Raw genomic sequence first — 13425 nt, 5'->3', positions numbered from 1 at the left:
CTAGAGAGGGGAATCTGGCATGTGGAAAGTATTACTTGTAGAGGATGAGGTATTCGTACGAGAGTCGGTGAGAGAGATTATTTCCTGGGAAGAGCTGGGTTTCACGGTCATCGGAGAATCCGGTAACGGGACCGAAGCGCTGGCGATGATCATACAGGATACACCGGATCTGGTACTGACCGATATTGTCATGCCGGGTATGGATGGTCTGGAATTACTCAAACAGACCCGTCAGGCCGGGTTAAAAACCAAGTTTGTCATGCTCACCTGTATGGGGGAGTTCGAATATGTACGCCGGGCAATGGAATACGGGGCTTCCAATTATATTCTGAAACTGTCGATGAGTGTGAATTCACTGCGTGATACACTCCGTAAAGTAAGTGCAGAACTGGGAGCTTCAACTGAAGCCCGGACAGAGACAGATCATCATGAAGTGCCACCTTCCACACCGGTTCTCACATCAACGCCTGATTTGCCTAATTCTCTTACGGTCTCTTCTGCGCCTCCGTCTGATAAGGATCTTCCATTTACACCTGTTCGTGAGCCGATTGTGAAGCATCCGGAGATTAGCAAAATAATTCAGTATATCGGACAGCATTACGATCAGGACATTACCGTCAAATCCATGTCACGATATGTGATGATGGGCGAGAATTATGTGAGTGCTTTGTTTAAAAAGAAAACCGGCCATACCCTGATTCATTACTTGCATGGGGTACGGATGGAGAAAGCGGCTGAATACTTGCGCGAGACGGACCTTCCTGTACAGGAGATTGGTTACCGGGTAGGGTTCGGAAGTGATAATTATTTCATTAAAATATTCAAGCGTTGGACCGGTTGCACGCCCAGCCAGTATCGCCATCGTTCGTGACTCACAGGATGAGTAGAAGGAATATGTGTACCGAGTGCTCAGGCCAGCACAAGTAAATCCGTATTTTTGTTCAATCCGAATCATGGATATGTATCTTATGAACCCAGCAAGGTCCCTGCTACGATGTAACGGAAGGTACACTTCAATTCAGGGAGGTCATGTGACCAGATGAGAATCAAAAAAGGATTAACGGGATTAATCGTAGGTGCGCTGATGCTGGGCTTGCTTGCCGGCTGTGTAGGTAAAAATGAGACGAACGGTGGAGATAACGGAGGTGGAGCGGCAGGGGGAAAAGTGAAGCTCACCATGTGGGGCGCAGTGCCGCCCGAGAATGGTCCACAGGAAGTGGTGGATACCTGGAATGCGGAGCATTCTGATATTCAGGTGGAATATGTGCGGTTTGTGAATGATGATGATGGCAACCTGAAGCTGGATACGGCGCTGTCCACGGGGCAAAACGTTGACCTGTACGTCAACTATACCCTTACAAATCTGGATAAACGCATCAAGGGCGGTACAGCACTGGATCTGGGCGAGTTCACCGACTACAACATTGATGAGAAAATGGGTGAAGATGCGGCTTCCTGGAAAGTTGACGGCAAATATTACGGGATGCCAACCAAGAAAAACGCTGCCTTTTTCGCTTTAAATATGAAAGCGCTTGATCAGGCCGGACTGAGTGTACCGAAAGCCTGGACTTGGGATGAAGCCCGAGAGTATGCACTCAAGCTGAAGGCTGCTGGCTTCAAGTACGGATTGGTGCAGCATACGGCTTCCTACGTGGACCCGCTTGATTCCGTTCTGGTGAAGAACGGTTATGTTAAGGCAGACGGTACGTCCAACCTCGATGATCCACTCGTTACCAAATGGCTGGAGATATTGAACGGAATGATGAAGGAGGATGCAACTACCCCTCCGCTCGGTGAGCAGCTGACTTCCAAAATGCCGGTGGAGAACATGTTTCTTGGTGGTGAGTCTGCCATGATTAATATCGGCGAATGGCTGATCCGCACATCAAACAATATGACCGAGTTCCCTCGGGATTGGAAAATCGCCTTTGCTCCTGTACCGAGATTGGCTGCACAAGAAGCAGATATGGTGAAGAGTGGAGGACTTGGTGACTTTATCGCGATCAATTCCAAGTCAAAAAATAAAGAAGCTGCATGGGAGTTCCTGAAATGGTACGCCGATGGAGGGATGATGCCGATGGCTGCCGGTGGACGTCTGCCTTCCTCGAATGCGGTTGATCAACAGACTGCCATTGATCATCTGCTCGGTGATCATGCCGATTCTTATGACAAAGAGTCACTGGAATTTGTGTTGTACGGTGACAAGACACCTACGTTTGTCCGCAGTATTGCGCAAGAGGTGGTCGATCTGCGTGCACAGGAGTATGAAAAGTTCTTCCTTGGTAACCAGACTGCCGAAGTTACGGTACAGAACATGGTCAAACGCCATAATGACTGGCTGAAGCAGAATCAATAGAATGCAAAAGCAATGAGTCCGAAGACCGTCTCCAAGGGGGCGGTTTTTTTCTTCTCAATATAAGCAATAGATCAATAGAGCATTAGAGGTATGACATTGGCTAGGGCTTCCGGGCTAAAGGAAATAGAACAATTCCATGTTGTTTTCCTCCCAAAAGGCACTGCCGAAATACATATATCTGTGATATCAGGTACAGGGTTATGTTCCTTAAATGTTAGAGGACATCTTGTTATGCTTAATTCCAGAACAGATGTTAAGGAGTGGGGAGCATATGCATAAATCCTGGATGAAACGGCAGAGCAGGCTCGGGTATCTGTTTATTGGGCCCAATATGATTGGCGTGCTGTTGTTTTTTATTATACCGGCTGTTTATTCGTTCTATCTCATGTTCACTGATTACAAATTCATGAGCCCGGAGACAAATTTCGTCGGGCTGGACAATATCCGCCGGATGTTGAATGATGATCTGTTTGGCGTGGCGCTGCGAAATACATTTGTATTTCTGTTAGCGGTTCCGGTATCGATGGGGTTGGCTTTTATCGTGGCGGTGGCGCTGAACAAGTCGGTGTATTGGCAAAAAACGCTGCGTGCCCTCTATTTCATGCCCTATATCACCAGCGGTGTTGCCATCGCCTTTGTCTGGATGCTGCTGTTCCAGCCAACGTCGGGACCAATTAACGGTTTCTTGCGCGGAATCGGTATTACGAATCCACCAGGCTGGTTATCAACAACTGAATGGTCCATGTATGCGATTGATATCATCTGGATCTGGTTCATGCTGGGTTACAACATGATTATTTATCTGGCCGCTTTGCAGGAAATTCCGGAGGAATTGGTTGAGGCAGCACGGATAGATGGAGCCCGTCCTTGGCAGACGATACGCCAAGTGATCTGGCCGCTTGTGAGCCCAACGACCTTTTTGCTGCTAATCACAGGGCTGATTATGACTATCAAAAACTTTGGCATCATTCAAGCGATTACCCAGGGTGGGCCGGGGAACAGTACAACTGTGCTGTCGCTGTTTATCTACCAGAATGCCTTCCGCTATTACGAGATGGGCTACGCTGCTGCCATTAGCTGGGCACTCTTTGCCATCATCATGATCTTCACTGTATTGCAGTGGCTTGGACAGAAACGTTGGGTTCACTACTAGGAGAGGAGGGATCGTTATGGAGAAATTAAATGCTGTGAACGTGAAGCCCACAGTCCCGCAATCACCTAAAGTTAAAGTCCGCAGAGAGTCTTTGACCCAGATTCGGAGAATCATATTGACACTTCTGATGTCTGGTTTTGCTTTGCTGATGATTATGCCGTTCATCTGGATGATCAGCACATCATTCAAATCTCCTGCGGACGTATTCACCTATCCCATCCAGTGGATACCCTCCAGCCTGAATTGGGAGCATCACGTTAAGGTCTGGAGCGGAGCGAATACCTTTGCCACGTATTATCTGAACTCGTTGAAAATATCGCTAATTAGCACGATCGGAGCTGTATTTCTCTCGGCTTTTGCAGCCTATGGCTTCGCACGGATTCAATTCAAAGGTCGGGAGACATTGTTCCTGATCTATCTCTCGATGATGATGGTGCCGCCGCAGGTGCTCTTTGTACCGAAGTTTCTGATGTTTGAGTGGGTCGGCATATATAATACGCATTGGGCCTTGATCCTGCCCGGAATGTTCACGATTTTTGGGGTGTTTATGCTGCGGCAATTCTTCCTGTCGGTGCCTTCAGAGATCTCGGAAGCCGCGTTCATCGACGGTGCCGGTCACCTGCGCATATTCTTCAGGATGATTCTGCCCTTGGCAAAACCTGCACTGGCTACACTGGCGATCATTGATTTCTCCTGGCATTGGAATGATTATGAGAATGCACTTGTGTTCCTGATCGACAAAGACCTGTACACCGTGCCGCTCGGACTGCAGAACTTTATTCTGGAGAACAATGTCGACTACAACGGCATGATGGCCGCTGCCACCGCAGGCATTATTCCGATGATCATCGTTTTCCTCGTGGGTCAACATTATATTATCCAGGGCGTGGCCGGAAGTGCCGTAAAGGGCTGAAACTGTGATCACTGCAATCCCATAAACTAACCCTTTTGCTGAACGAGGAAATTTTCGCGGCAGAAGGGTTGTCTGTTAAAAAGGAGAATTGAGAACGGACATGAACCCAAATATTTTGATTTTGAAATTTGGGATTAGCGTTATCAGCCGGAAAGTCCCAATAATGAAATAGATATATATGTAGCTTTGCAATCATAATCTCGGCAATCTTTCCGCAATACAATAGTTCAAACTTCGTATATAATTAACAATGACATATGATGCTGTATGACTACATAACTATCGCGAGGTGCACTAGACTTATGCCAACCATCTACGACTTTACCGTAACCAGAACCAGTGGAGAGCGTTTCCCGCTTTATCAATATGAAGGAAAACCTGTGCTCATCGTAAACACTGCAAGTAAATGTAAATATACGCACCAGTTTGATGACATGCAGAAGCTGTATGACCAGTACAAGGATCAAGGCCTTCAGATTATTGGTTTCCCGTGTAACCAATTTGCGGAGCAGGAGCCTGGAAGCAGTTCGGAAGCGGAGTCCTTTTGTCAGATTAACTATGGTGTGAAATTTCCGATGTTCTCCAAACTGGATGTGAATGGAGAAGCGGCGCACCCGCTCTACGACTTTTTGAAAAGATCGGGGCCTTTTGCTGGCTTTGATGAAACAGATATACAGGCCAAATTATTGAAATTAATGGTGGCTGAGAAGGCACCGGAATGGTTACATGGCGATGCAATCAAATGGAATTTCACAAAATTCCTGATTGATGCAGAGGGTCGTGTGGTCAGACGCTTCGAACCTATCGACTCCATCGACGAGATTCAAGAGAGTATTAAACAGCTTCTATAAATTCACTTTCATATATCCTACAGGGGCATGATACAAATCGTTTCCCTCTTCCGAACAGGAGGTGCATGAATGTGCCGAGCATGATGCAATTTAGTGCTTCACTGGAGTATAGTTACCGATCCACCAGCATGTTTAACCCAGGCAAGTCAGATGGATTCCATTCACATCCACATTATGAGATTTATTATTTTCATGATGGAGAATGTACCTATATCATAGGAGACCGGGTATATAACCTGGAGCCGGGTGATCTGGTGTTAATGCATGGCTTGACCCTTCATCGACCACATCCGAAGCCAGGCAGTGCTTATGAGCGAAGCACACTGCATTTTGATCCGTCTGCAATCCGCAGCAGCCTGCATCCGGAGCGTATGGCTGAGGTCCTGAGGCCATTTGAAGAACTCAGAAATTGCCGGGTCAATCTGAAGGGAGATAGCCGCTCTGAATTCGAAGCTCTATTGCATGATCTTCATCGTCTGTCTCAAAGTCAGAGCAATTTCAGGCAAGAGCGAATGAATGTCAGACTGTGTGATCTGTTGTATTTTGTAGCAGAGATCTGCCAGGGTGATGTCCAAGAACAACTTCCCTCATCGGAGAGGGAGCGGCATGTCCAACACATTATTCGTTATGTGGATACCCATTATATGAAGGACATTGGTCTGGATGATTTGGCACTGGAATTACATCTGTCCAAGCCATATTTGGCAGGCATGTTTAAGGAAATGACAGGTTTGACGATATTCAAATACCTGTATGACCGCCGTATCAATCAGGCGAAGCTTTTGTTTCAGTTTCAGCCTGAGATCACCGTGACAGAAGCAAGTCGATTGTCCGGTTTCAAACGCCTTTCGCATTTTAGTCGGATGTTCAAACAAAGTGTGGGATGTTCGCCCGATCTGTACCGTACCCAATTGCATCGCCAATCATAGAAGTCCTCTGTGAGCTGACCAGCTTGTCTGGTTGGCTTTCTTTGTTGATTTTCGTTTGAGGAATGCATACCACTGTGTTTAGAGGACACGCAGAACAGGTAAAGAAAGGTAATGAACCCAGAGGAGGCGAATATGAATGAAACAGCGCACACCGGATCAGAATAACAGCGATACCCATCAGGAACAATCCCGTGATAATCCTGAACAATATAAGACAGAGCACGAAAGTCTGCTTGACCGACATGAAGAAGAACAGACTGTAGATCCAATTCCGATGGAAGATCTGAATATGGAAGCTCAGGAAGAGAAGAATAAAGATCAGACAAAAAGCAACTCGTCTACGGAAGAGAAATACCGGGCGGATTATCGCAAAAAGACGGGCGAAGGATAATTCCAATTGCTGTATTGAGCAAACTTGTTGCAATGTTTTCGGTGAATGTATAGTTAGTGAAAATAAATTAGTTTGTTGACTAATGTATGATACTATATTATAGTTACTATGTTGGCAATTGAAAAAAAATTTTGGGAGGCGAATAAGAATGACAACTTTTTTTGATGCGTTGAAAAACAGAAGATCTTATTATGGAATCAGCAAGGAATCTACAATTTCGGATGCTAAAATCCAGGAAATCGTAGAAGAAGCGGTGAAATATACACCAACTTCCTTTAACTCACAAACATCCCGTGCCGTTGTATTGCTCGGTGAACAACATGATAAATTGTGGAATCACACAGAAGAAATTTTGCGTGAAGTAGTAGGCAATGAAGAAGCCTTCAAATCCACAGCAGAAAAAATGACTGGATTCCGCAGCGGATATGGTACGGTTCTCTTCTTCGAAGATAACAATGCGATTGCACAGCTTCAACAAAATTTTGCAGCTTATGCAGATAACTTCCCAATCTGGGCTAACCAATCCAACGGCATGTTGCAACTGGTAATCTGGACTGCTCTGGAGCAAGAAGGTCTGGGAGCATCTTTGCAGCACTACAACCCGTTGATTGACGAGAAAGTGAAGCAAGAATGGAACATTCCTGAGAACTGGAGATTGATCGCTCAGATGCCATTTGGTAAACCAACGGCAGCACCGGGTGAGAAAGAATTCCAACCCATTGAAGAGCGCGTAAAAGTACACAAGTAAGCTTCGCATTTCCCAACATTTAACCACATACGGCCTCGCTTCAATTTGATACGATGATAGTTGATCGTAATTCAATGAAGCGAGGCTTTTTAATGTGAATAATAGATTAAAAGACATAACGAACCAACGTGTGTGGAAAATGGCTTTATGCGGGTTGTTAACACTTGGATCGGTGACTGGATACGGCTCTACCGTTCAGGCTGCAACCGTGCAGCAACAGTTTCAGGATACGCGTACCAGTTATGCGAAGGATGCCATTACACATCTGGTGGATAAAGGTATTGCTGCCGGTACGTCAGAGACTACGTTTGAACCGAAGAAAGCCGTTACTCGTGCAGAATTTGCGACGTTTGCGGTAAGATTGCTAGGTTTGAAGCCCGTTAAAAATAATATTAATCCCTACCAGGATATAAGCATGAATGCTTGGTATTACGGCAACGTTGCCGCCATGACGAATCTTTTTATTCTGGAGGGTAAGGGTCAGGGGACGTTTCAGCCTAATGCTTCCATTACGCGCGAAGAAGCGGCTGCTCTTCTTGTTCGAATGTTAAAACAACAACCCGTAGAAACAACACTCTTATCTTCAACGTATTACGATGCAGATGAAATCTCGGACTGGGCACGTCCTTATGTTCAGACGGTATATCAACTTGGACTAATGCGGGGAAGTGGAGGTGTGTTCCGACCACATGACCAAGTAACGCGAGAAGAAGCAGCCGTAATGCTCGATGCCATTTTACAAAAGAAAACATGGTCTGAACAGTTACAACGTGGGGATGAACTCGGCGTTCAGTTGGGCTGGCAATATAACTCCACTACCGCTGAATTTAAGAAGCAGGTGGAACAGTCTGAAGTGAATACGCTTGTCCCACGCTGGTTTTTCCTGAACAGCAGTATGAAAGTAACTAATCACGCGGATCCTGCATTGATCTCCTGGGCATCCGCCACAGACAGGCAGTTATGGCCATTACTTGGGAATCGTTCCGATTCGGCACTTACGCATCAGATGTTATCCAGCTCAGCCAACCGAGCGGCAGTGATCTCACAGGTAGCCGCTTATGTCAAAACCTATAAACTGGACGGCATTAATGTGGACTTCGAGAATGTTGATCCTGCGGATCGTGAAGGGTTAACGGCATTTGTGACCTCCTTGACGGCTACGTTGCACGCACTGGGTGCAGTTGTGTCTGTGGATGTATCACCAGACCTGGGTACAGATTGGACCGATGCATTTGATTATGCCAAACTGGGCGCTGTATCGGATTATATGGTGCTGATGGGATACGAGGAACACTGGAACGGTGATCCGAAAGCGGGATCAGTGGCGTCTCTTCCATGGGTGGAAAAGGCCTTGGATACCATGCTCTCCGAGGTTGTACGTGCCAAAACAATTTTGGCCCTTCCGTTGTATACACGAGACTGGTCTTCCGTGAATCCAGCAACCAGTTCTTGGGACATTACATTGTCAGAACAGGGAACGCGTGCGCATGCTACAGGATCTGTGAGACGATGGGATGCAAGTCTGGTTCAATATATTATCGGGTATAACAGTAACGGTATGCCAAGATATATATGGGCAGAGGACAGTCGTTCTTTATCGGCCAAAGTGTTGATGAGTGAGCAGCGGCAGATTGCCGGACTGGCTTACTGGTATATGGGCGGCGAAACTGCCGATGTATGGAACGCCATTTCAAATGCTTCGCGATTTGAATCGTATAACTTCTAAATATTCATGAATCTGATAGACTCAAGCGAACCGGGATGCTGCCGGATGGTTTGGGTCTGTTTGTTTTGGTATAAGATAAGCAATATGAGGAATCGTTTAAGCTTGGCTGAACGGTTTAATGTATATAAGGACAAAATATATATATATTGAGCTAAACATTTACACAATAACGGAGAGGACAGAAAGAGCCTGAAGAAGCGAAGTGTTCGCTTAAAAGCTATCTGAAAGAAAGCTGCATCGAAAGCATACGCTTATCCCCGGATTTACCCTTTGTAAAAGGTATTAAAAAAATCTGGGGATAACAGCGATCGGAAGGTTGTTCTGTCATCGGAGTGACCAGTGTAAATATTCTTTAGTTCAATGTATATAGTTCAGGAGGAGAAGGAGCATGCGAGAGGTTGATTGCATAATTGTAGGTGGAGGGCTCGCAGGGCTTCAGGCAGCCATTCAGCTTGGACGTTATTCGGCTCATCAGGTGTTGGTAATCGACGCGGGAGAAGGTAGATCGACGTTGTGCCGGACTTATCATAATATCCTCGGTTTCCCCGATGGGGTATCCGGTGAAGAGCTTAGAGAACGAGGCAGGATGCAGGCAGAGCGGACCGGTGTATGTTTTGAGAGAGACCGCATTGTTAAAGCGGGCCGTCAGGGTGAGAAGATTCAATTGTTCGGTACTTCAGGAACTGAATATAGGAGCAAAACCGTGTTATTGGCAACGGGGCTCACGGATAGAGTTCCGGATATTCCTGGATTAACTCCAACGCTGGGCCGAACAGTCTATGTCTGCCCTGATTGCGATGGTTATGAGATTCAGGATCAACGTACGGTACTATTGGGATCTGGCGAAGCAGGTGCCAATATGGCGATGATTTTAATTCAGCGTACGAATGATCTGTTATATATCAATCATGAGCAGGCTTCCATATCTGCAGAGCTGCATCGCAGCATGAAAGAGGCGGGAGTTCGTTATCTGGAAGCGGCTGTTCAGGAAGTACAACAGATTGAGGATGGCCATATCACCGGTGTTCTGACCGAAGATGGACAGATTTTTGAATCGGAGCGTGGATTTATCGCATTTGGAGGCAACCGGGTACACTATGAACTGGCGGAGCAGCTTGGAGCTGTAATCGCAGATAATAAACATGTAGAAGCTGATCCACGCAGCTTGCAGGCAGCGACGAATGTGTGGATAGCCGGGGATCTGGGACTGCACGCAGAACAAGCAACCGTTGCGATGGGTGAAGGTTCCATTGCCGCGATCTGGATTCATAAGGCGTTACAGCAGATGACAAAAGATTTGCGTTGAATTGTACCTCTAGACATGAGGTTGATTATTCAATTGTTCATTACCAAAAAGTCCTCCCAAGCCATGCATGTGGCAGGAGGACTTTTTGAGCTATCTTTTGCTAGGGAGAAAAGGATTACGCTTGTTTATCCGATGATTCCATTGACTTGGAAGAAGAACTCTTGTCCTTCGAGTCATGTGAGAAATCTTTGCGAATGTTGTCCACGATATCACCAACCACGCCTTCGATCATATCGGTTGGTCCGGGATTGTTTTTGTCTGGATGGATAACGGTATTCACTCCTGGTTCAAGTTCATCGTTTGTCTTCTCATGTTTGGTTTTATCACGCATGGGATATCCCTCCTGGTTCGATAATGTATAAGGTGTTCATTAACATATCCAAACACCGTTACGTATATGTAAACGATTAACCGCTGTAGTTCTTTTGAAACGCGTACTTGCTCATATATAGAAGATATATACAGAATTGAACGTACTGATTAAACTTCTGCAATACGTTTATATTATAGATAACCATTGAGTATTAAGTTTAAAGCTTGAAACCAATAAACCACTATTATGCAGGAGGTTATTCAAATGAATGAAGAAAATCATGTAATCCATAAAGATGGCCAAGTTTCAACTGACAAGGTGGACAATGCAATCGAGAAGATTGCGCCGGAAGAAAGAGAACAGATTTTACAGAACTTTGATGCGTTCAAAGAATACCTGGGTAAACGAATTGCGATGGGTGAGTCGATCGGATTAAGCGAAGAGCAGATAGCCAAAATTGCTGAGAAAGTTGCTGACCATCTGGCTGCTAACGAAGAACCCCGTAACCGTGAAGAAAAATTGCTTCAGGAGCTGTGGAATGTCGGCAAGGAAGGTGAACGTCACATGCTCGCTCATATGCTCGTTCGTTTGGCACAAAGCTCCACACCCAATCATTAAGATTAGCAAGCAAATAACCCCTGAATGACGAGGTCTTCAGGGGTTATTTGCCGTTTACGGAGACTACAGACAGAAGTAATGACGCACATTGTAACTATTTTTAATCTGGCTGATACTTTTATAATCTCCCTAACAAGTATGATAGGAAAAGAAAGAACGTTGGAATTAATAGTTCACATGAGCGTTTGATAAGCAAGACTTCCGGTTAAGGAATAGTAACGTTCATATTAAGGAGAGATGTTACCTATGAAGAACGCGACAAAACAATGGAAACTAGGAATGATCGGTGCAGTTGTTGCTTTACTTGGCATGATTGTGCTGACTACATATTTACTTACCCCTGCGAATGCTCAAGGTAGTACGGACGCTCAACAACCTTCTGCGAAAGATGCCCAAGTTGCAAACTCCGAGATGTTTACAGCCTATGTTGAAGGCATGCATATAGAAGACGGCAAATTGTTTATGACAGTGGACAAGATTGGATGGTATCAGGGTGAAGAAGCCGATGCGATTTTTGCTCAGCGCAATCCGGAAGCTGGTATAGACGGTGCTCCAGATGGTTACTATATTGTCAATGACAGCAAAGAGCAGGAACAGGTTGAGGTTAGTGCCAATGCTAAAGTATTGATGCAGTTGTATGATCGGGATGGTACGATGCAAGGCGCAGACATTCAGTGGAATGAACCTGTGACATTATCCAAGTTCGAATCGTTGTATGAGAATACCCGTATTCTTGATCTGTCCGTATTCCCGTATCATCTGACGGTGCAGGACGGAAAAGTTACTAAAATTGTGCAACAATACATCCCATAAAAATAAGATGAAATTCATCATTCAAGCATTCCTCCTGTTCATTGGAACGGTGAGGGATGCTTTTTGGTTATGACAAATTCATGAAAGCGATTGTAATTAATGGTAGGTACATGTATCATTATTGGAATGGCGTTTTTACATAGTTCAGGAGGAGCCTCATGCTTAAAGACATGATTGCATTAACTAAGCCCGGACTACTAAGGTTAAATGTGTTTGCGGTGGCGGTAGGATTCTGGGTAGCTTCAAAATGGGATATTGCATGGTTATCTCTGCTCATGGTCGTGATTGGATCAACCTTGGTTATTGCTTCAGCCTGTGTAATCAACAATTATTGGGATCGTGAATTGGACCAAAAGATGGAGCGCACCAAAAAAAGGATGGATTACATCAACCATCTGAAGCCAGGGTTTGTGCTTGGCTATGGCATTATCCTTGGTGTTGTGGGACTAGCAGTACTGTATCTCCTGGTGAATCCGTTATCAGGTTGGATGGCACTGCTTGGATGGTTCGCTTACATCGTGATTTACACGATGTGGTTGAAACGCAGTTCGACGTGGAGCACGTCGCTCGGTGGAATTGCGGGAGCGATGCCGCCTGTCATCGGTTATACGTCTGTAACCAATGAAATTGATGCAGGTGCTTGGTTGCTGTTCGCGCTGTTGTTCCTCTGGCAACCACCACATTTCTGGTCATTGGGTATTCGCCGGGTAGAGGAGTATCGTGCTGCCGGGTTCCCCTTGTTGCCTGTGGTTAAAGGGGTGAAACGCACCAAGTTTCAGATGATTCCTTATGTTTTTCTGCTTCTTCCTGCTGTATTTCTGTTGTATTATTACAACTACGTTGGTCTGGTATTTCTGATTGTATCTCTGGTCGGTGGACTGATCTGGTTCGTGCATACACTTAGCGGACTGATGACACAGGATGATGAGAAGTGGGCAAAAGTGAACTTTCTGATCTCGGTGAACTATCTCATGCTTGTATTTATTGTCATGGTCGCGAATACGACATGGTCTTAATTAAGTGATGAACATTTCATTTTCAGAGAGATTTCAGCTTAAGCTATATAAATTGAACTAAACATTTACACAAAACGGAGAGGACAGAAAGAACCTGAAGAAGCGAAAGCGTTCGCCTAAAAGCTTTCTGAAAGAAAGCTGCATCGAAAGCATACGCTTATCCCCGGATTTTCACCTTTGTTAAAATGATTCGGAAAATCTGGGGATAACAGCGATCGGAAGGTTGTTCTGTCATCGGAGTGTCCAGTGGAAATATGCTTTAGTCCATTTTTTATAACAAGCTGCATCGAAT

The 13425-nt window shown here is 45.4% G+C and carries 14 protein-coding genes; 13 read left to right on the top strand and 1 reads right to left on the bottom strand.

Annotated elements, in window-relative coordinates; all coding sequences use genetic code 11:
* The first annotated feature begins 19 nt into the window (after positions 1–19).
* From QVE09_RS06365 to QVE09_RS06320, 10 genes are all read left to right on the top strand, one after another.
* A complete protein-coding gene (locus QVE09_RS06365) occupies positions 20–871 on the top strand; it encodes a response regulator transcription factor (RefSeq protein ID WP_315936172.1) in 852 nt (283 codons plus the stop codon).
* 168 nt (positions 872–1039) lie between these two features.
* On the top strand, positions 1040–2356 hold the full coding sequence (locus QVE09_RS06360) for an ABC transporter substrate-binding protein (protein ID WP_315936171.1): 1317 nt from the start codon (positions 1040–1042) through the stop codon (positions 2354–2356).
* Between the two features lie 271 nt (positions 2357–2627).
* Positions 2628–3509 (top strand): carbohydrate ABC transporter permease, encoded by an 882-nt coding sequence (locus QVE09_RS06355; protein ID WP_036670532.1) that lies wholly within the window; start codon positions 2628–2630, stop codon positions 3507–3509.
* Positions 3510–3525: 16 nt separating this feature from the next.
* Positions 3526–4422, top strand: coding sequence for a carbohydrate ABC transporter permease (locus tag QVE09_RS06350; RefSeq protein WP_315936170.1), 897 nt, complete (start codon positions 3526–3528; stop codon positions 4420–4422).
* A 302-nt stretch (positions 4423–4724) separates the two neighbouring features.
* Positions 4725–5273 carry a glutathione peroxidase gene (locus QVE09_RS06345; protein WP_076216217.1) on the top strand — a complete coding sequence of 183 codons (549 nt, stop codon included), beginning with the start codon at positions 4725–4727 and terminating at the stop codon, positions 5271–5273.
* Between the two features lie 80 nt (positions 5274–5353).
* A complete protein-coding gene (locus QVE09_RS06340; protein WP_315936871.1) occupies positions 5354–6202 on the top strand; it encodes an AraC family transcriptional regulator in 849 nt (282 codons plus the stop codon).
* Between the two features lie 136 nt (positions 6203–6338).
* Positions 6339–6593 (top strand): hypothetical protein, encoded by a 255-nt coding sequence (locus tag QVE09_RS06335; RefSeq protein WP_282321738.1) that lies wholly within the window; start codon positions 6339–6341, stop codon positions 6591–6593.
* Between the two features lie 148 nt (positions 6594–6741).
* Positions 6742–7341: a nitroreductase family protein gene (locus tag QVE09_RS06330; protein ID WP_036670536.1), complete on the top strand. Its 600-nt coding sequence runs from the start codon at positions 6742–6744 to the stop codon at positions 7339–7341.
* Positions 7342–7435: 94 nt separating this feature from the next.
* On the top strand, positions 7436–9067 hold the full coding sequence (locus QVE09_RS06325; RefSeq protein WP_315936169.1) for an S-layer homology domain-containing protein: 1632 nt from the start codon (positions 7436–7438) through the stop codon (positions 9065–9067).
* A gap of 388 nt (positions 9068–9455) precedes the next feature.
* Positions 9456–10373 (top strand): NAD(P)/FAD-dependent oxidoreductase, encoded by a 918-nt coding sequence (locus tag QVE09_RS06320; RefSeq protein ID WP_315936168.1) that lies wholly within the window; start codon positions 9456–9458, stop codon positions 10371–10373.
* A gap of 115 nt (positions 10374–10488) precedes the next feature.
* On the opposite strand, the gene QVE09_RS06315 is transcribed toward QVE09_RS06320, so the two are convergent.
* Positions 10489–10704, bottom strand: a complete 216-nt coding sequence (locus tag QVE09_RS06315; RefSeq protein ID WP_315936167.1) for a hypothetical protein — start codon at positions 10702–10704, stop codon at positions 10489–10491.
* 246 nt (positions 10705–10950) lie between these two features.
* Between QVE09_RS06315 and QVE09_RS06310 the strand changes: the two genes are divergently transcribed.
* The 3 genes from QVE09_RS06310 to cyoE all read left to right on the top strand — a co-directional run bounded on the left by QVE09_RS06310 (position 10951) and on the right by cyoE (position 13133).
* Complete coding sequence (locus tag QVE09_RS06310; protein WP_315936166.1) at positions 10951–11304, top strand: DUF3243 domain-containing protein; 354 nt, start codon at positions 10951–10953, stop codon at positions 11302–11304.
* 246 nt (positions 11305–11550) lie between these two features.
* Complete coding sequence (locus QVE09_RS06305; protein ID WP_315936165.1) at positions 11551–12117, top strand: hypothetical protein; 567 nt, start codon at positions 11551–11553, stop codon at positions 12115–12117.
* A 158-nt stretch (positions 12118–12275) separates the two neighbouring features.
* On the top strand, positions 12276–13133 hold the full coding sequence (gene cyoE, locus QVE09_RS06300; RefSeq protein WP_315936164.1) for a heme o synthase: 858 nt from the start codon (positions 12276–12278) through the stop codon (positions 13131–13133).
* Positions 13134–13425 lie beyond the last annotated feature (292 nt).

Source organism: Paenibacillus sp. ClWae2A, assembly GCF_032452295.1.
GTDB lineage: Bacteria > Bacillota > Bacilli > Paenibacillales > Paenibacillaceae > Paenibacillus.
The sequence above is the reverse complement of the archived record's forward strand: the minus strand, read 5'-3'. Positions and strand labels throughout refer to the sequence as shown.